The following is a 17,273-nucleotide window of genomic DNA, read 5'->3' as shown; positions in this document are numbered from 1 at the left end:
CCTTCCCGGTTCGTGCAGGAGCAGAGGGGGCCGCGTGCCGGCGTCAGTAGCGCAGTGCGCCCAGGGCGTCGATGCGTTTGACGGCATCCGCGACGATGCCGTCGATGAGGTCCTTGCAGGTGGGCAGATCGTCCAGTAGCCCCACCACCTGACCCGACGCCAGGACACCGGCGGCGGTGTTGCCGTCGACGAGTCCCGCCTTGAGCAGCATCGGCGTGTTGGCGGCCATGATGATCTGCTGCCAGGTGCGGTCGCTGGACTTCTTCATGGCGAGGCCGTCCTTGACGAGCGTCGACCACTTCATGCCGGTCATCGCCTTGAATTTGGACGCGTTGCGGGCGGCGGCCACGAGTCCGCGCACATTCCCGGAGTGCTCGAGGCTGTTGACCAGTTCGGTGTTGAGGACCCGGTGCGGCATGCCGTCGACCTTCCGCGACACCGTGGTGTCCTGCAGTCCCTTGGCCAGGTACTCCTGCTTCACGGAGTCGGGCACGGTCGATTCCTGGGTAAGGAGGAAGCGGGTGCCCATCGCGACCCCGGCGGCGCCGTAGGCCAGCGCCGCAGCCAGCCCGCGGCCGTCGTAGAAGCCGCCCGCGGCGACGACGGGGATGTCGACGGCGTCGAGCACCGAGGGCAGCAGCAGGGTGGTGGCGACCGGTCCGGTGTGGCCGCCGCCTTCACCGCCCTGCACGATCACCGCGTCGGCGCCCCACGACGCCACCTTTTTCGCGTGCTTGGCCGCGCCGATCGACGGTATGACCACCACACCGGCCGCTTTGAGCTTCGCGATCAGTTCCTGTTTGGGGGCGAGCGCGAACGACGCGACGCGCACCTTCTCCCGGATCAGCAGGTCGATGCGTTGCGGGGCGTCGGTGGCATCGGCGCGGATATTGACCCCGAAAGGCTTGTCCGTCAAGGTCTTGGTCTTGGCGATGGCCGCCTCGAGTTCCTCGTACGTCATGGTCGCCGACGCCAGAATTCCGAGTCCGCCGGCGTTCGCGGTACCGGCAACGAGCCGCGGTCCGGCCACCCAGCCCATCCCGGTTTGGACCACCGGGTGTTCGACACCGACGAGTTCCGTCAACGCCGTTCGGAGCGCGCTCATGCCGACACCTCCCGGTCGCGCAGGCTGCGAGGATCGAGGACCTCGCGGATCAGGTGCAGTTCTTCTTCGGTCGGTTCGCGCGTCACTCCGGCCTCGTCCAACCCGGCCACTTCGAACGACGTGTTCTCCGCAACCTGGTCGGCGGTGACGCCCGGGTGGAGGCTCAGCGCGCGGAACGTGTGGCCGGGTCCGCCGAAATCGAATACGCCGAGATTGCTCACCACGCGGTGCAGGTGCAGGAAGCGGAACGCCGGGTTCTCGGGATCGACCTGGTCGTAGCCCACTCCGGACACGATGTCGACCTTGTCGCAGAACACCCGGGACGAATGCTTGCCCACCCAGTAGCTCGTGGGGTGGTTGATGGTGTTGCCGGGTGCACCGCGGACACCGAACATCTGGCGCGTGGGGTGTTGCAGCGGACCGAACGCCGACAGGTTCTGGTTGCCGTGCCGGTCGATCTGGTTGGCGCCCATGACGACGTGGCGTCGTCCGGATGCGACGACGTCGAACACCTTCCGGAACGGCATCCACCCCTCGATCGGGGCCTTGGCGCCGACAGCCGGGGTGTCGGCGAAGATCAGGGCTTCACCGTCGGTGATGAGCAGGTCGGGTTCGGTGGTGAGCCGGGCGAGCCGGGCCCCGATCAGTGGCAGCGTCGCCATGGGGCTGGCCATGATCTCTCCTGCACCGGAGAAAATTTCGGCGCAGGCGATGGCGCAGTATTCTGCGCGAGTCACTTCGGTGATCGTCTCGCTCATGCGTGTTCTCCAAACTTCTTCACGGCGGCCTGGTAGTCGTCCTCGCTGCCCGAGAGATAGGTGTCGACGAACTTCTGCCACGACTCCGGAGTTTTCGCCGATTCGGCGTAGTGCCGCTGGAACTTCTCGTCGCGCCCGTAGCTGTCGCCGGCGAGCGTGAAGTGCGCACCGTTGGGTGCCTCGACGACGCCGTCGACCATCATGCGGTTGAGGATGAGGTTCTGCAAGGGAACGGTTTTCACCAGTTCCTCGGTTTCCACCACTCGCTCGACGGAGACGAACCGCTTCTCCGCCGCGGCGCAGTACAGGTCGTCGAAGTAGGGATCGACACCGGTGTATGCGGCGTTGCCGTGCTTGTCGCCGAGATTCAGATGTACGAGCGCCGCATCGAGATTCAGTGCGGGCATCGCGATGAGTGTCTCGGATTTGCCCGAGGCGTCGGGGTAGGGGGAGGTGACGGTGCGTAATTCGTCGCCCCAGAAGGCGCGGACATCGGAACCGAGACCCGCGCGGATCGGCAGAAACGGCAACCGTGCCGCCGCGGCTTCGAGGCCACACTTGACCATGCCCTCGTCCATTTCCCGGACCTCGATCTCGCCGCCCGTGCGGGCCTTCGCGAACCAGGGGTCGTAAAACGGTGCCGAGTCGAGTGAGACGAATCCGTAGTACGCCTTCTTCACCTTGCCCGCCGAGCACAGCAGGCCGAGGTCGGGGCCGCCGTAGGTGACGACGGTGAGGTCGGTGATATCCGAGCGAAGCAACGCGCGCACCAGAGCCATCGGCTTGCGCCGAGAACCCCAGCCACCGATGCCGATGGTCATTCCGCTGCGCAGTTCGCCGACGACGTCGTCGAGCGACATTCGCTTGTCACGCTTGGTGGCCATGTATCAGCCTTCCCTGTTGTTCGAGTTGGAGCGGGGCTTACCGGTCTCGACGAACTCGTCTCGATGTTCGTCGGAGACCCCCACCAGGTTGAGTTCGAAGGTGTAGCCCTGTTCGAGTCGGTAACTGGTCTTCACGTCGACGGGGTCGATCCCGTTGATCGCCTCCTTGGCGCATCGGATCACGCGGGTGTCCTTGGCGGCGATCTTGCCGGCGATGTCGCGGGCGGCGGCGTCGAGTTTCTCGCGCGGTACCACCTCGTAGACCGAGCCGAAGTGCTGCAGTTGTTGTGCCGTCACGTTCTGGGCCGTGTAGTACAGGGTGCGCATCATGTGTTGCGGGACGAGACGCGCCAGGTGTGTCGCGGCGCCGAGTGCACCGCGATCGACCTCCGGCAGTCCGAAGACGGCGTCGTCCGAGGCGACGATCACGTCGGCGTTGCCGACCAGGCCGACGCCCCCACCGACGCAGAACCCGTTGACGGCGACCACCACGGGAACGGCGCAGTCGTAGACGGCGGCGAACGCGGCAGCGCACCCGCGATTGGCGTCGACGAGGGCGTCGTAGCCGTCGGTGGCCTGCATCTCCTTGATGTCGACGCCGGCGTTGAATCCGCGGCCCTCGGCTCGCAGGATCACCACGTGTGTGTTCGGGTTGCGGCCCGCAGCCAGTACCGCGTCGGCCAGTTCGAACCAGCCTTGCGACGGGATGGCGTTTACGGGCGGGTAGTCGACCGTCACCGTCGTGATGCCCCCGGGCTCGTCGTCAGTCCGGATTCCCATGTGTTTCCTCCATTTGAGCGGCCTCGCTACTGCACCAAGCAATTGCTTGGTAGGGTAGCACGATGGAAACGCGTTTCACTATGGACAGAACGGTGGTGCTCGTGACCGGCGGCGTTCGCGGAGTAGGTGCAGGCATCAGCCGCACCTTCCTGCGCGCGGGCGCCACGGTCGTGACCTGTGCGCGGAGGCCGGCGGACGGCCCGGTCAAAGCGGACGGTCGCGTCGCGGAGTTCATCGCCTGCGACATCCGCGACCCGGAGCAGGTACAGGGCATGGTCGATCGGATCGTCGAACGGCACGGCCGCCTCGACGTTCTGGTCAACAATGCGGGAGGTGCGCCCTACGCACTCGCCGCGGAGGCCAGCCCGAAGTACCACTCCAAGATCGTCGAACTGAACCTGCTCGCGCCCTTGCTGGTGTCGCAGGTGGCCAACGCGGTGATGCAGAACCAGGATTCAGGCGGCGCGATCGTCAACATCTCGAGCGTCAGCGGTTCACGGCCCTCACCCGGTACGGCTGCCTATGGGGCGGCCAAGGCTGGTGTCGATCACCTCGGCCGCAGTCTGGCGGTGGAGTGGGCGCCGAAGGTGCGGGTCAATTCGATCGTCGTCGGGATGGTCCGCACCGAGCAGGCACATCTGCACTACGGCGGTGAGTCGGGGCTCGCGGCTGTCGCGGAGACGATCCCGCTCGGCCGCATGGCCTGCCCCGAGGATGTCGGCAACTGTGCGGTGTTCCTGGCCTCACCACTGGCCGCCTACGTCAGCGGATCGACCTTGACCGTGCACGGCGGCGGCGAGCGCCCGGCCTTCCTGTCAGCAGCAGACCCCGATCCCGCCGGAGTGGCGGCGAATATCAACCCCCCGCGAGCAGCGGCGAATATCAATGAGGAGAGAATATGAGTGGACTGGTCGACGGTCGCGTCGTCATCGTGACGGGCGCGGGCCGCGGTATCGGACGCGCACACGCGCTGGCCTTCGCCGCGGAAGGTGCCAAGGTAGTGGTCAACGACATCGGCGCCGGACTTGACGGCTCGGCGACGGGAGAGAGTCCCGCCGAGCAGGTCGTCGCAGAGATTGTGGCCGCCGGCGGCGAGGCCGTCGTCAACGGTGACGATGTCGCGGACTGGGCCGGGGCGGAGAATCTGATCAAGGCTGCACTGGAGCACTTCGGCCGCCTCGACGTGCTGGTGAACAATGCCGGCTTCCTGCGCGACCGCATGCTCGTCGGGATGAGCGAGCAGGAATGGGACGCCGTGGTGCGGGTGCACCTCAAAGGTCATTTCGCCACCCTGCGGCACGCGGCCGCGTATTGGCGCGGTGAGGCGAAAGCAGGCCGTGCCGTGGACGCCCGGATCATCAACACCAGTTCCGGTGCCGGACTGCAGGGTTCGATCGGGCAGGGCAACTACGCGGCGGCGAAGGCGGCTATCGCGGAGCTGACCATTCAGGCGGCGGCGGAACTGAAGAACTACGGCGTCACCGTCAATGCCATCGCCCCGTCCGCCCGGACCCGGATGACCATCGGCGCCGGCGGGGCCATGGCCGAGGCGATGGCGGCGCCCGAGGACGGGTTCGATGCGATGGCCCCGGAGAATGTCTCCCCACTGGTGGTGTGGCTGGGCAGCACCGAGTCCAAGGACGTCACCGGACGTGTCTTCGAGGTCGAGGGCGGCAAGATCACCGTCGCCGAGGGATGGCGTCACGGTCCCACCCAGGACAAGGGCGCGCGGTGGGAGCCGAAGGAAATCGGCCCCGTCGTCGCGGACCTGCTTGCCAAGGCCGAAACCCCGGTCCCGGTCTACGGCGCCTGATCCGTGATGTGCGAACGGGACGCTCGTTGCGATAGACCCGACGAGCGTCCCGTTCGTTCCGATGCCGCTCGGATCGGAACACTGTTTGGACACCTTGCTAAACAGGTGTCCAAAAGTTACTCTCCAAGAAGGAAATGCCTCCCGGCTTAGGAGATTTCGTGAAGTTCGGTATTACGTTGTTCACCAGTGACCGCGGAATCGGACCGGCCTCAGCCGCGCGGGGGGCCGAGGCCAATGGATTCGACTCGTTCTACGTGCCCGAGCACACGCACATTCCGGTCAAACGTGATGCGGCACATCCGCAGACGGGCGACGCCTCGCTTCCGGACGATCGCTACATGCGCACGCTGGACCCCTGGGTCGCGCTCGCGTCGGCAGCCGCGGTGACCCAGCGTATCGAGCTCGGGACTTCGGTGGCTCTGCCTGTCGAGCACGACCCCATCACCCTTGCCAAGACGATCGCCTCGCTCGACCATTTGAGCGGCGGCCGCGTCGTCCTCGGTGTCGGATACGGCTGGAATCTGGATGAACTTTCCGATCATCATGTTCCGCCGGGCCGCCGTCGCACGATGCTGCGCGAGTACCTCGAGGCCATGCGCGCCCTGTGGACGCAGGAGGAAGCCTCCTACGACGGCGAGTTCGTCACCTTCGGGCCGAGCTGGGCGTGGCCCAAGCCGACGCGTGTGCCTCCGGTCGTCGTCGGTGCGGCCGGCAACGAGAAGAACTTCAAGTGGATCGTGCGTTCGGCTGACGGCTGGATGACCACACCGATCGAGCAGGACATCGACGATCGTGTCCGGTCGCTTCAGCGAATGTGGCGTGAGGCGGGCAGGGCGGGCGAACCGCGGATCGTGGTGCTCGACGGGAAGCCGGATGTCGACAAATTGCACCGGTGGCGAGACCTCGGCGTCAGTGAGGTCGTGTACGGAGTTCCGGATCGTAGCGAGGAGGAGGTACTCGCGTACCTCGGGCGACTCGCCGGAAAGATCGAAGGTTTGCGCGAGTCGGCGGCGCTTCGCTGAGTAGTGCGGTTGGATAGGACGAGGACACTCAAGTGTGAGAACGTGTTCTAGTATTGCCGTCTGCTGCTCGAGGAGAGGTCGGAGTCCGTGCGCATCGCACTCCTGTCGTATCGAAGTAAGCCCCACTGCGGTGGGCAAGGTGTGTACGTCCGTCATCTCAGCCGTGAACTGGTCGAACTCGGACACCAGGTAGAGGTGTTCTCGGGTCAGCCGTACCCGGATGTCGACCCCCGGGTCACCCTCACGAAGGTCCCGAGTCTCGACCTCTACCGCGAGCCCGATCCGTTCAGAACGCCGCACCCGCGGGAGTTCCGCGACAGCATCGATGTGCTGGAAGTAGCCACCATGTGGACGGCCGGCTTTCCGGAGCCGCTCACATTCAGCTTGCGTGCGGCGCGACTGCTGCGCGAGCGCGCCGACGAGTTCGACGTCGTGCACGACAATCAGTGCCTCGGCTACGGGTTGCTCCAGCTACAGAAGGCCGGCCTGCCCGTCGTCGCGACCATTCACCATCCGATCACCCGCGACCGCGCGCTCGACCTGGCGGCCGCCAAGTGGTGGCGCAAGGTCACAGTCCGGCGCTGGTACGGCTTCCTGAGCATGCAGAAGCGCGTGGCACGCCGGATTCCCGCGCTGGTGACGGTGTCGCAGTCTTCGGCCGACGACATCAGCGCGGAGTTCGACGTGCCCGCTGCTCATTTGCGGACCATTCCGCTCGGCGTGGACACCGAGGTGTTCCAGCCGCGCGCCGATGCACGGGTCGCGGGGCGGATCGTGTGTGTCGCGAGCGCCGACATGCCGCTCAAGGGTGTGTCGACCTTGCTCGAAGCCGTTGCGAAGGTGCACACCGAACGCACCGTCGAGCTGGTTCTCGTCGCCAAACTGGCGGCGGGCGGGGTCACCGAGAAACTGATCGACGAACTCGCCATCGGTGACGTGGTGCGCACGGTCTCGGGCATCGACGACTCCGAATTGGCGTCGCTGCTGGCCTCGGCAGACGTCGCCTGTGTCCCGTCCCTGTACGAGGGCTTTTCCCTACCCGCCGTCGAAGCGATGGCCTGCGGAACGCCGCTCGTCGCGAGCCGTGCCGGTGCCATCCCCGAGGTCGTGGGAACTCAGGAAGAAGCCGGTGTCCTGGTGACGCCCGGCGATCCGCAGGAACTGGCGGACGTGCTGGGCGCGCTGCTCGACGACCCGGAGCGGCGCGTCAGGCTGGGCGATGGCGGCCGCCGCCGCGCGCTCGAGCGCTACAGCTGGTCTGCGGTGGCGGCGAAGACCGCGGAGACTTATGCCGATGCCATCCAGCAGACCCGTGGAGGAGAACGACTGTGCTGACCGTGGACTTCGACCGGCTGGGCGTGAAGCCCGGCGACAAGGTGATCGACATCGGTGCGGGAGCCGGACGGCACTCGTTCGAACTGTATCGGCGCGGGGCCGACGTCATCGCGTTCGACCAGAACGCCGACGAGCTGGCCGACGTCGAGAAGATGTTCGTGGCCATGGCCGAAGTGGGGGAGGCGCCCGCGGGAGCCGACGCGCGTATTCAGGTGGGTGACGCGCTGAACCTACCCTATGAGGACGGCACGTTCGACGCTGTCCTCATCTCCGAGGTTCTCGAGCACGTGCCCGAGGACGATCGCGCCATCGCCGAGTTGGTGCGCATCCTCAAGCCCGGTGGTGTTGCAGCAGTGACGGTTCCGCGGTGGTTGCCGGAGAAGGTCTGCTGGGCACTGTCCGACGCCTACCACGAAGTGGAAGGCGGGCACGTGCGGATCTATCGGGCCGACGAGTTGGCGGGCAAGCTCACTGCGGCCGGGCTGAAGGTGCGGGGCCGCGATCATGCTCACGCCCTGCATTCACCGTACTGGTGGCTCAAATGCGCGGTGGGGGTGGAGAACAACGACAATCCCCTCACCAAGGCCTACCACCAGGTACTGGTGTGGGACATGATGAAAGCGCCCTGGCTCACGCGCACCGCGGAGAAGGTACTCAACCCCGTGGTCGGCAAGAGCGTGGTGTTCTATCTGGAGAAGCCGAACCGGCCGAGCGCGGTGAGGGCTCCGCGGTGAGAGCGGCCGACGTTCCGTCGGTGCCGAACGTGTTGTCGGAGAGCCAGGTACTGCAGACAGCGAAGTCGATCGCTGCGGCCCAGGAATCGTCGGGCGCGTTGCCGTGGTTCACAGGTGGTCACACCGACCCGTGGGACCACGTCGAATCCGCCATGGCGCTCGGCGCTGCCGGGTTGCGCGAGGAGGCGGAGGCCGCGTACGAGTGGTCGCGCCGCACTCAGCGGCCCGACGGTTCGTGGCCGATGGAGTTCCGGGACGGTGTGGTCCATAATGCCGACTCCGACAGCAACTTCTGCGCGTATCTCGCGGTCGGAGTGTGGCATCACTACCTGATCACCGGCAACCGGGACTTCGCCGTGTCCATGTGGCCCTCGGTGCGGGCAGGACTCGACTTCGTCGTAGAGTTGCAGGAACCGAGTGGCGAAATTTTCTGGGCCCGGGGAATCGGCGGCGAAGCATGCCCCGAGGCGCTGCTGACCGGCAACTCCAGCATCCACCACAGCCTCCTGTGCGGGTTGTTGCTGGCGCGACTTGTCGACGACCCCCAACCGGAGTGGGAGTTCGCCAAATACACGCTCGGCCACGCGATCCGGCAGCACCCGGAGTCATTCGCGCTCAAAGACGAATACTCGATGGACTGGTATTACCCCATCCTCGGGGGAGCCGTGCGGGGTGCGGCGGCGGCTGCGCGCATCGAGTCGCGGTGGGACGACTTCGTTGTCGAAGGTCTGGGCATCCGGTGTGTCGACCACCGGCCGTGGGTGACCGGAGCCGAGACGTGCGAGCTGGTGCTGGCCCTCGACGCGATGGGCGAGCGCACCCGCGCTCTCGAGCAGTTCGCGGCCATGCAGCATCTGCGTGATCCCGACGGGTCGTACTGGACCGGGCTCGTCTACAGCGACGGCAAACGCTGGCCGGTCGAACAGACCACGTGGACGGGTGGAGCGATGATTCTCGCGGCGGACGCACTGTCCCGCACCACGCCCGGACACGGGATCTTCCGGGACGCGGCGGCGCCGGTGGGACTACCGATCGGTGCAGATCGGTGCGGCGACTACTGTCACGCCAGCGGTTCGCCGGTCTGACCGCCAACCCGTTCGAGAACGCGTAGTGACCCGGTGACGGACGTCTCCTTGAATTGACCTGTCGCCAGAGCACGTTCGTAGATCTCGAACGGCGGCCGTCCACCGTCCGCGGGGTCCGGGAATACGTCGTGGATGACGAGTGCACCGCCGCCGACGACCCAGGGTGCCCACCCCTCGAGGTCGGCGTTCGCGGCCTCCGAGGTGTGTCCGCCGTCGATGAAGACGAAGTCGACGGGGGTGCGCCAGAATGTTGCCACCGTGGAGGAGCGGCCGAGCACCCCGACGACGTATTCTTCGAGCCCCGAGTCGGCCATGGTGTGGCGGAACCGGCCGACGGTGTCGAGCACACCGGTGTGGGGGTCGACGAAGGCCGGTTCGTGGTATTCCCAGCCCGGCTGGTGTTCCTCGGAGCCGTGATGGTGGTCGATGGTGACCACCCGAGCGCCTCGGGCTTTCGCGGCCGCCCCGAGGTAGATCGTGGAGCGGCCGCAGTAGGTGCCGATCTCGACGCCGGTACCGCCCGGAGTCAGATAGTGCATCGCGGCCTCGTGGAGGGCGGTGCCCTCGTCCTCCGGCATGAACCCGGGCGTGGAGTCGGCGAGTCGGAGAAGGTCTCGTGTCAGGTGTTCGGTGCTCATGTGGCCTCTACATCCGGGGCGGCCGCTCTGGCTGCCTTCTTCCGCTTGTGTAGCACCCCACCGATCATGGCGTCGAGTTTCGTACCCAACGGCCACCCCACGTAGTGGCACAGGAACAGGGCGATCTCCCGCAACTGCTCCTCGTCGAGTTCTTCGTTGTGCAGGGCGGCGCCCACCTGGATCTCCGCGACATCGACCAGTCCTTGCGCGGTGAGCGCACCGAGGAGGAGGAGCCTGCGGTCGCGGATGCTGAGCCCGGGCCTCGCCCAGATGTCGGCGAAGAGGTGGTCGGCGGTAACGGCGAAGTGCGCACCGGGCCCGTCCTGCATCTCGAAACCGTAGACCTTCTCCATCATGGCCAGGCCGCGGGTGCGGGTGTCGTCACTCATCGCTGCTCCTTCGTCGCTGTGCTGTCCACGCCCAGCCCCGGTCCCAGTCCCGTCAGGGCGATCCGGGCGAGCGGCAGGGTGACGTCGAGTCGTTCGCCGAGACCGATCGCCAGGAGAAGATCCTTCTCGCCGAGGTCCCGGACGTGGGACATGATCGGGTACCAGTTGTCGTTCTCGTCGAGGGCGGCGGTGGTGTCGCGGAGCATGATCGCGCCGGCGCCACCGGTGATCACGTCGGTGTGCCGGACGACCTTGCCGAGTTCGGTGATGTCGAGACCGGCGGCCTCGGCGAGTCGCTGCGCCTCTGCGGCGGCCGTGAAGGACACGAAGTGCAGCAGGTTGCGGGCGAGCTTCATGCGCGTGCCCGCGCCCACGTCGCCCGCGTGCACGACGAGTTCCGCCCAGTGCCCGAACGGCTCCCGCACCTTCTCGAACGCCGTGTCACTCGCGCCGACCATCACGGCGAGCTTGCCTTTGTGTGCGCCCGGTGCGCCGCCGCTCACGGGGGCGTCCACCAGTTCGACGCCCTGCTCACCGCACAACTGCGCCAATTCGACGGCAGTGACGTCGCTGATCGTCGAATGCACCGCCACGACGGTGCCCGGCCGGGCCACCTCCAGCATCTGGACGACGACGTCCCGCACCTGTTCGTCGTTCAGCACGGTCACAGAGATAACGTCCGCGTTCTCGGCGACCTCCCGCGGACTCGACGTCACCTTCGCGCCCGCCTTGCCGAACGGTTCCAGCGCCTCGGGCCGGGTGTCGCACACGATGAGTCCGCCGGGGCGGCCCAGCAGCCGCTTCGCCATGGGCGCACCCATGTTGCCGAGGCCGATGTAGCCGACGGATACCTGCTCGGTCGTGGTCATGCCCGGAAAATCTGTCCGCCGTCGACGTTGAAGATCTGCCCGGTGATCCAGCCCGCCTCGTCGGAGAGCAGGAACAAACACGCCCCGACGAGATCTTCAGGTGTTCCCATGCGCTTGAGGGGCAGGGTCTTGACCATGTCTGCCACCATATTTCCCGGGGTGACGGTGCGGGTGGCTTCGGTGTCGATCGGCCCCGGCGCAATGGCGTTGACCCGAATGTTCATGCCACCCACCTCATGGGCGAGCTGCTGGGTGAGGCCGTTGATCCCGACCTTCGCGAGCCCGTAGAAGCCGGAGTACAACCAAGCCGCCGTGGACGATTGGTTGACGATCGACCCGCCGCCGCCATTGTTCATGTGCGGCCACACCGCGCGGGTCACGTTGAGGGCGCCGTCGAAGTTCACGCTCATGAACTTCTTGTAGTAGTCCCACGGCACGGTGATGAGGAGGTCGAGTTTCATGCCCCCGTAGATGGCGGCGTTGTTGACCAGATAGTCGATGCCGCCGAACTTCTCGACGGTGAACTCGGCGAGTTGTTTCGCCGACTCCTCGTCGGACACGTCGACATCCTTGAATACCGCAGTCCCGCCGTCCGAGCTGATCTGTTTTGCCACGGTTTCGCCGAGTTCCGCGTTGAGATCCGCGACCACCACGTTGGCGCCCTCGGCTGCCAGCGCCCGGGCATATCCTTCGCCGATGCCCTGAGCAGCGCCGGTGACGATGGCTGTCTTTCCGTCGAACCGTCCCATATCGTCTTGTCTCCCTGAGTTGAGTGCGGTGAAAGTGTGGTGATGGACTACAGGGCCGGTTCCGCGACCAGCTTGGTCTCGAGGTACTCCTCGAAGCCCGCGACACCCATTTCCCGGCCGATCCCGGATTGCTTGTATCCGCCGAACGGCGCATCGGCCGCGTACCAGATTCCGCCGTTCACGCCGAGCGTTCCGGTGCGCACTGCCTCGACCATGTGCTGTACGCGTGCGGGATCCGTACCCCAGATCGATCCGGACAGTCCATAGGGGGAGTCGTTGGCGATGCGAATGGCGTCGTCGTCACCGTCGTGGGGGATGATCACGAGCACGGGACCGAAGATCTCTTCCCGTGCCACCCGCGCGCTGTTGTCGAGTCCGGAGATGAGGGTGGGTTCGATGAAGAAGCCGCGTTCGTGGTTGCCGGGGCGTCTGCCGCCGACCACGATGGTCCCGCCTTCCTCGACCGCGAGACGCAGATACGCCTCGACTCGCTCGCGTTGGCGTGCGGAGATGATCGGACCGCAGATGGTGCCGGGTTCGTCGGGGTCACCGGCAGGAAGACCGCGGAGGGTGCGCGCGGTGGCCTCGACTGCCTCGTCGTACTTTTCGCGCGGAACGAGTAACCGGGTGGTGAGCGCGCAGCCCTGCCCGGCGTGGGTGCTCACGGTGAATGCCGCCATTGCGCAGGCGCCCGCCAAGTCGGCGTCGTCGAGCACGATGAAGGCCGACTTGCCGCCCAATTCGAGGAACACCTTTTTGAGTGTCTGGGCGGCGGCCGTCATGACGGCCTTACCCGTTTCGGTCGAGCCGGTGAAGGACACGAGGTCCACCCGGGGGTCGGTCGACAGCTGCGCACCGAGGGAGTGGTCGCTCGACGTCACGATGTTGACCACACCGGGCGGGAAATCGGTTTCCTGCGCGATCAGTGTGCCGACGAGCGCCGCGCACCAGGGTGTGTCGGGAGCGGGCTTGAGCACCACGGTGTTTCCCGCGGCCAGTGCGGGGCCGAGTTTGGCGAAATTGATTTGATGAGGAAAGTTCCACGGCGTGATGGCGCCCACCACACCGACTGCCTCCTTCAGGACCCGTCTGTGCGACTTGATTCCCATCGTCGTCGACTCACCCAGGTCCTGTTCCCAGGAATAGCTGTCCGCCAGGCCCGCGAAGTATCCGAGATCGGCAACGGGCCCCTCGAGCTGCGGTCCGCTGGTGAAGAACCTCGGCGCGCCGACCTCGGCGATCGTGATCTCCCGGAATTCCTCGATGTGGGCGAGCAGGGCGTCGCGTAATTGCCGCAGGCACCGCGCCCGGAAGGCGTGGTCGCGGGACCAGGTCGTATCGTCGAATGCTCGGCGCGCAGCAGCGATCGCCACGTCCATGTCGGCGGGGGTGGCATCGGCCGCGGCACCCAGCACCTCTTCAGTGGCAGGGTTGATCACGTCGAAGGTGCCCCCGGAACCCGGGACGAGCTTGCCGTCGATCAGCAGGAGGGAACTGTCGGTGGGACGCAGAGTCATGGGGTCACTTCCCGATCGGATCGTGTGGGAGTTGTCGTCGTCACGAGTCGTAGGAGATTCGGACGGTGTGGGTAAGGGGCATCGCCTGACAGGCCGAAGAGTGGAGCCAGCAAAAACTGGACATATGTCTGGACTATAGTTTGCACATCTGTTCGGCGCAATGACTGGATGCGCCCGATTAATGGCAATACACGCCTCGCGGGAAGTGGAAACATGAACTCACACCGAGCAAAGCACCTGGCAGGACGCGGCGCGGTGGTGACCGGATCGAGTCGCGGAATCGGCCGATCGGTTGCCCATGCGCTGGCGGCCGAGGGCGCCGGCGTGGTGGTCAACGGTCGCGACCGGGAGGCCTCCGACACGGTGGCACAGGAAATCGTCGATGCCGGCGGACGGGCAATCGCGGTTTCGGGCTCGGCCGCGGTGTCGGGTGTCGCGGAGGCGCTCGCGGATGCGGCGGTGAGCGCGTACGGGTCGGTCGACGTCTTGATCAACTGCGCGGGGATCGCGGAACCTCCGCAGTCGTCCATCCTGAACGTCACCGACGAGCAGTGGAGCGAACTGATCGACGCCCACTTGACCTCGACTTTTCGCACCTGCCGGGTGATCGCTCCGCTGATGGTTGCCCAGGGACGCGGCGCCATCGTGAACACGAGTTCGTTCGCGTTCCTCGGCGACTACGGCGGTACGGGGTATCCGGCGGCAAAGGGTGCGGTCAACAGTCTCACTCTGGCAATCGCAGCCGAACTCGCAGACTCGGGTGTGCGCGCAAATGTGGTCTGTCCGGGTGCGCGCACTCGACTGTCCGTCGGCGAAGAATACGAGCAACACATCGAAGAGCTGCATCGGCGCGGCATGCTCGACGACGCGGCGCGCGACGGTTCGCTTCATCCTGCGCCACCGGAGTACGTCGCCGCGCTCTATGCCTACCTGGCGAGCGATCGGGCCGCGGCGATCACTGGAGGCGTCTTCGTCGGATCAGGTTGTTTCGTAGGGCGATTCGAGCGGCAGACGCCGAAGTTCGTCGCCTACCGCGACCACGACACGGCGCCACCGTGGTCCCTGGACGAGCTGGCGGAACTGGTCTCCTCCACGCAGCCCACCCCGGACAGAGCTCCCCGCAGCACGGATTCGTAGATCGAGTCCAGGTCCAGCTCGTCGCCGAGGAAATCGGTATTCACCAGCATGACGAAGCCGTGCATGGCGGCGAAGATGCTGACAGCCGCATCGAGAGTGTCTTCGGGCGGCACACCGCACGATGCCAGCATCGTACGCAGTGCCGTGTTGGCGTCCAGGGCTGCGGAGATGAAGGCGGCCCTGTCGACCGGGCTTGTAGTGAGTGTCCGGTATCGATGCGGGTGCTCGGTCGCCCAGGCGCGGTGCGCGTCGACGAGCGCCCGGAGGCCGTCCACACCGGTTCGGCCCATCGCGGTCTCGCGTAGGTGCGCGCCGAGTTCCGCCATGGTGCGCACCTGAACAGCGCCGCGGACGTCGTCGAGATTGCGGACGTGGTTGTAGAGCGACGCGGTGACGACCTCCAGTCGGGCGGAGAGACTCGTCATCGACAGGGGATCCCACCCGAGCTCGTCGATGATATCGATCGCCGCATCCACGACCTTCTCGCGCGTCAGCGTGCGACGCCGGATCGGTTCTTTCTGCCCTCTCGCCATGGGTTCAGCATAAGGGCTTCCATAATAAATGAAAGTGTGTAGTTTGATGCACATCACATTCATTTAGTCGATCGAGGAGCAGTGATGACCGCGTCTCGGATTGATCTCAAATCCCCCGACCTCTACGCGGAAGGGGTGCCCTACGCATTCTTCGACCGCCTGCGTAACAGCGAGCCCGTCTACTGGCAGCCCGAGGAGGGCGGCACCGGTTATTGGGCCGTGACGAAACATGCTGATGTAGTTGCCATCTCGCGGGACAGCGCCACGTTTTCCTCCGCGGTGGGCACCACGCAGATCGACGACTTCGACGAGGAGACCCGGGCGAAGCAAGCGGCCATGCTCGTCAATCTGGATCCACCGGACCACACTCGGTTGCGCCAGTTGGTCAGCCGAGGATTCACGCCGCGCATGGTCAAGTCGCTCGAGGCGCACATCCGGGACATCTGCTCGCAGATTGTCGACGACCTACTCGACGCGGGAGAGGTCGATTTCGTGCGCCGCGCCGCGGCCCCCTTACCGCTCGAGGTGATCGCGGCTCTCCTCGGCGCGCCCTCGTCGGACGTCGACAGACTCTACGACTGGTCCAACCGGATGATCGGATTCGACGATCCCGAGTACGCCACCACTCAGGCGGACGGCGAGCTCGCGGCGATGGAGATCTTCCTGTATGCCAACGAATTAGCGGCCCAGCGCCGCATCGAACCGCGCGACGACATCGTCACCAAGCTGGTCCAACCGGACGAGAATGGTGACACCCTCACCGAGATGGAATTCAACATGTTCTTCGTTCTCCTCGTGGTCGCGGGGAACGAGACGACACGCAACGCCACCGCGGGCGGCATGCAAGCTTTCATCGACCATCCCGAGCAGTGGCGCCGGTTGCAGGCCGAACCGGAACTTGCCGCGACCGCGGTCGAGGAGATCCTGCGGTGGGTCACGCCGGTGATGGACTTCCGGCGCACCGCCACCCGTGATGCGATGATCGGCGATCAACCGGTTGCCGCGGGCGACAAGGTGGTCATCTATTACCCGAGCGCCAATCGTGACGAGGACGTGTTCGACGCGCCGTACTGTTTTGACATCGCCCGAACGCCCAACCCGCACGTCGCCTTCGGGGGTAGCGGAATCCACTTCTGCCTCGGCGCGCACCTGGCACGGCTGGAATTGCGGATCCTGTTCGAGACGATGGCTGCCCGTATCGATCGCGTGGAGCCGACCGGTCCCATAACGCGGCTGCGGTCGAATTTCATCAGCGGCATCAAGAAGATGCCCGTGCGTATTCACCCGCGCGAGCAGTAAGTGCAGGGCTTTTCGTTGCCAGGCCGACCAAACTGTAGTAGCGTCCAGACACGTGTCCAGTAAGATGAATTTCGAGTCCACCCGTCGCCGTTTGACCGAAAAGCAGGCAGACACTGTCGAGCGTCTGACCAAGGCTGCAGTCGAGGTGTTGCGGGCAGAGGGATTCGCCGGCCTCACCGTTCGATCGGTGGCCGGACTCGCCGGCGTCGCCCCGGCAACGGCGTACACCTACTTCTCCTCCAAGGAGCACCTCGTCGCCGAGGTGTTCTGGCGCCGCCTCGCCGCTTCACCCGAGGAGGCGGACGCGGGTCTCGACCGGACCGGACGGGTGGTGGCCGTGCTGCGGCACATCGCACTGTTGGTCGCCGACGAACCCGAGTTGGCCGGCGCCGTCACCAGCGCACTGCTCGGCCGTGACCCCGACGTGGAGCACCTGCGCACGCGGATCGGCATCGAGATCCGGCAGCGACTCGCCGACGCGCTCGGCAGCGACCCGGATCCGGACGTACTCGAGGCGCTGGAGCTCCTGTACGCGGGTGGGTTGGTCCGCGCGGGCATGGGCTACGGGTCGTACACCGAATTCGCAGATCGACTGGAAACTTCCGCCAAGCTGATCCTGGAGTGAA

Annotated in this window: 19 protein-coding genes; 9 read left to right on the top strand and 10 right to left on the bottom strand. The window is 65.9% G+C overall.

Annotation, left to right across the window (positions count from 1 at the left end):
- Positions 1–43: 43 nt before the first annotated feature.
- From ipdC to echA20, 4 genes are read right to left on the bottom strand one after another with little or no spacing between them, the layout of a single operon-like run.
- A complete protein-coding gene (gene ipdC, locus ACH49N_RS07030) occupies positions 44–1,105 on the bottom strand; it encodes a (3aS,4S,5R,7aS)-5-hydroxy-7a-methyl-1-oxo-octahydro-1H-indene-4-carboxyl-CoA dehydrogenase (protein WP_159919233.1) in 1,062 nt (353 codons plus the stop codon).
- Entirely contained in the window at positions 1,102–1,863 is a 762-nt protein-coding gene (ipdB, locus tag ACH49N_RS07025) for a cholesterol ring-cleaving hydrolase subunit IpdB (RefSeq protein ID WP_250773095.1), read from the bottom strand. Before ipdB ends, ipdC begins: the two co-directional genes overlap by 4 nt.
- Positions 1,860–2,747 carry a cholesterol ring-cleaving hydrolase subunit IpdA gene (gene ipdA / locus ACH49N_RS07020; RefSeq protein ID WP_250773097.1) on the bottom strand — a complete coding sequence of 296 codons (888 nt, stop codon included), beginning with the start codon at positions 2,745–2,747 and terminating at the stop codon, positions 1,860–1,862. Before ipdA ends, ipdB begins: the two co-directional genes overlap by 4 nt.
- 3 nt (positions 2,748–2,750) lie before the next feature.
- Positions 2,751–3,527: a (7aS)-7a-methyl-1,5-dioxo-2,3,5,6,7,7a-hexahydro-1H-indene-carboxyl-CoA hydrolase gene (echA20, locus tag ACH49N_RS07015; protein ID WP_250773099.1), complete on the bottom strand. Its 777-nt coding sequence runs from the start codon at positions 3,525–3,527 to the stop codon at positions 2,751–2,753.
- Between the two features lie 62 nt (positions 3,528–3,589).
- On the opposite strand from echA20, the gene ACH49N_RS07010 reads away from it, so the two are divergent.
- The 6 genes from ACH49N_RS07010 to ACH49N_RS06985 all read left to right on the top strand — a co-directional run bounded on the left by ACH49N_RS07010 (position 3,590) and on the right by ACH49N_RS06985 (position 9,516).
- Positions 3,590–4,429: an SDR family oxidoreductase gene (locus ACH49N_RS07010; protein ID WP_358271293.1), complete on the top strand. Its 840-nt coding sequence runs from the start codon at positions 3,590–3,592 to the stop codon at positions 4,427–4,429.
- Complete coding sequence (locus ACH49N_RS07005) at positions 4,426–5,340, top strand: SDR family oxidoreductase (protein ID WP_358271291.1); 915 nt, start codon at positions 4,426–4,428, stop codon at positions 5,338–5,340. The genes ACH49N_RS07010 and ACH49N_RS07005 overlap by 4 nt, the downstream gene beginning before the upstream one ends.
- Before the next feature lie 158 nt (positions 5,341–5,498).
- On the top strand, positions 5,499–6,362 hold the full coding sequence (locus tag ACH49N_RS07000) for an LLM class F420-dependent oxidoreductase (RefSeq protein WP_159919245.1): 864 nt from the start codon (positions 5,499–5,501) through the stop codon (positions 6,360–6,362).
- 87 nt (positions 6,363–6,449) lie between these two features.
- Positions 6,450–7,697, top strand: a complete 1,248-nt coding sequence (locus ACH49N_RS06995; protein WP_358271289.1) for a glycosyltransferase family 4 protein — start codon at positions 6,450–6,452, stop codon at positions 7,695–7,697.
- Positions 7,691–8,431, top strand: coding sequence for a class I SAM-dependent methyltransferase (locus ACH49N_RS06990; RefSeq protein ID WP_358271287.1), 741 nt, complete (start codon positions 7,691–7,693; stop codon positions 8,429–8,431). The genes ACH49N_RS06995 and ACH49N_RS06990 overlap by 7 nt, the downstream gene beginning before the upstream one ends.
- Positions 8,428–9,516, top strand: coding sequence for a prenyltransferase (locus ACH49N_RS06985; protein WP_358271285.1), 1,089 nt, complete (start codon positions 8,428–8,430; stop codon positions 9,514–9,516). The genes ACH49N_RS06990 and ACH49N_RS06985 overlap by 4 nt, the downstream gene beginning before the upstream one ends.
- On the opposite strand, the gene ACH49N_RS06980 is transcribed toward ACH49N_RS06985, so the two are convergent.
- From ACH49N_RS06980 to ACH49N_RS06960, 5 genes are read right to left on the bottom strand one after another with little or no spacing between them, the layout of a single operon-like run.
- Positions 9,492–10,154, bottom strand: a complete 663-nt coding sequence (locus ACH49N_RS06980; protein ID WP_358271283.1) for a class I SAM-dependent methyltransferase — start codon at positions 10,152–10,154, stop codon at positions 9,492–9,494. The two genes, ACH49N_RS06985 and ACH49N_RS06980, sit on opposite strands and share 25 nt — an antisense overlap.
- On the bottom strand, positions 10,151–10,543 hold the full coding sequence (locus ACH49N_RS06975) for a carboxymuconolactone decarboxylase family protein (RefSeq protein ID WP_358271281.1): 393 nt from the start codon (positions 10,541–10,543) through the stop codon (positions 10,151–10,153). The genes ACH49N_RS06980 and ACH49N_RS06975 overlap by 4 nt, the downstream gene beginning before the upstream one ends.
- On the bottom strand, positions 10,540–11,412 hold the full coding sequence (locus ACH49N_RS06970) for an NAD(P)-dependent oxidoreductase (RefSeq protein WP_358271279.1): 873 nt from the start codon (positions 11,410–11,412) through the stop codon (positions 10,540–10,542). The genes ACH49N_RS06975 and ACH49N_RS06970 overlap by 4 nt, the downstream gene beginning before the upstream one ends.
- Positions 11,409–12,161, bottom strand: coding sequence for an SDR family oxidoreductase (locus ACH49N_RS06965; protein ID WP_358271277.1), 753 nt, complete (start codon positions 12,159–12,161; stop codon positions 11,409–11,411). The genes ACH49N_RS06970 and ACH49N_RS06965 overlap by 4 nt, the downstream gene beginning before the upstream one ends.
- 47 nt (positions 12,162–12,208) lie before the next feature.
- The gene (locus tag ACH49N_RS06960) at positions 12,209–13,678 is read right to left on the bottom strand and encodes an aldehyde dehydrogenase (protein ID WP_358271276.1); all 1,470 of its coding nucleotides are present in this window, start codon (positions 13,676–13,678) and stop codon (positions 12,209–12,211) included.
- A gap of 213 nt (positions 13,679–13,891) precedes the next feature.
- Here ACH49N_RS06960 and ACH49N_RS06955 point away from each other — a divergent pair, with 213 nt between their 5' ends.
- A complete protein-coding gene (locus ACH49N_RS06955; protein WP_358271275.1) occupies positions 13,892–14,815 on the top strand; it encodes an SDR family NAD(P)-dependent oxidoreductase in 924 nt (307 codons plus the stop codon).
- Here ACH49N_RS06955 and ACH49N_RS06950 read toward each other — a convergent pair.
- The gene (locus ACH49N_RS06950; protein WP_236603374.1) at positions 14,707–15,348 is read right to left on the bottom strand and encodes a TetR/AcrR family transcriptional regulator; all 642 of its coding nucleotides are present in this window, start codon (positions 15,346–15,348) and stop codon (positions 14,707–14,709) included. The genes ACH49N_RS06955 and ACH49N_RS06950 overlap by 109 nt on opposite strands.
- 84 nt (positions 15,349–15,432) lie before the next feature.
- On the opposite strand from ACH49N_RS06950, the gene ACH49N_RS06945 reads away from it, so the two are divergent.
- Positions 15,433–16,647 (top strand): cytochrome P450, encoded by a 1,215-nt coding sequence (locus ACH49N_RS06945; protein WP_358271273.1) that lies wholly within the window; start codon positions 15,433–15,435, stop codon positions 16,645–16,647.
- A 64-nt stretch (positions 16,648–16,711) separates the two neighbouring features.
- A complete protein-coding gene (locus tag ACH49N_RS06940) occupies positions 16,712–17,272 on the top strand; it encodes a TetR/AcrR family transcriptional regulator (RefSeq protein WP_213578302.1) in 561 nt (186 codons plus the stop codon).
- The last annotated feature ends 1 nt before the right edge of the window (position 17,273 follow it).

Origin of the sequence: Rhodococcus sp. NPDC019647 (genome assembly GCF_044389235.1) — a bacterium.
Classification (GTDB): Bacteria; Actinomycetota; Actinomycetes; order Mycobacteriales; family Mycobacteriaceae; genus Rhodococcus_F; species Rhodococcus_F oxybenzonivorans.
Note: the sequence above shows the minus strand (reverse complement) of the source record. Positions and strands in the feature narration are given on the sequence as shown.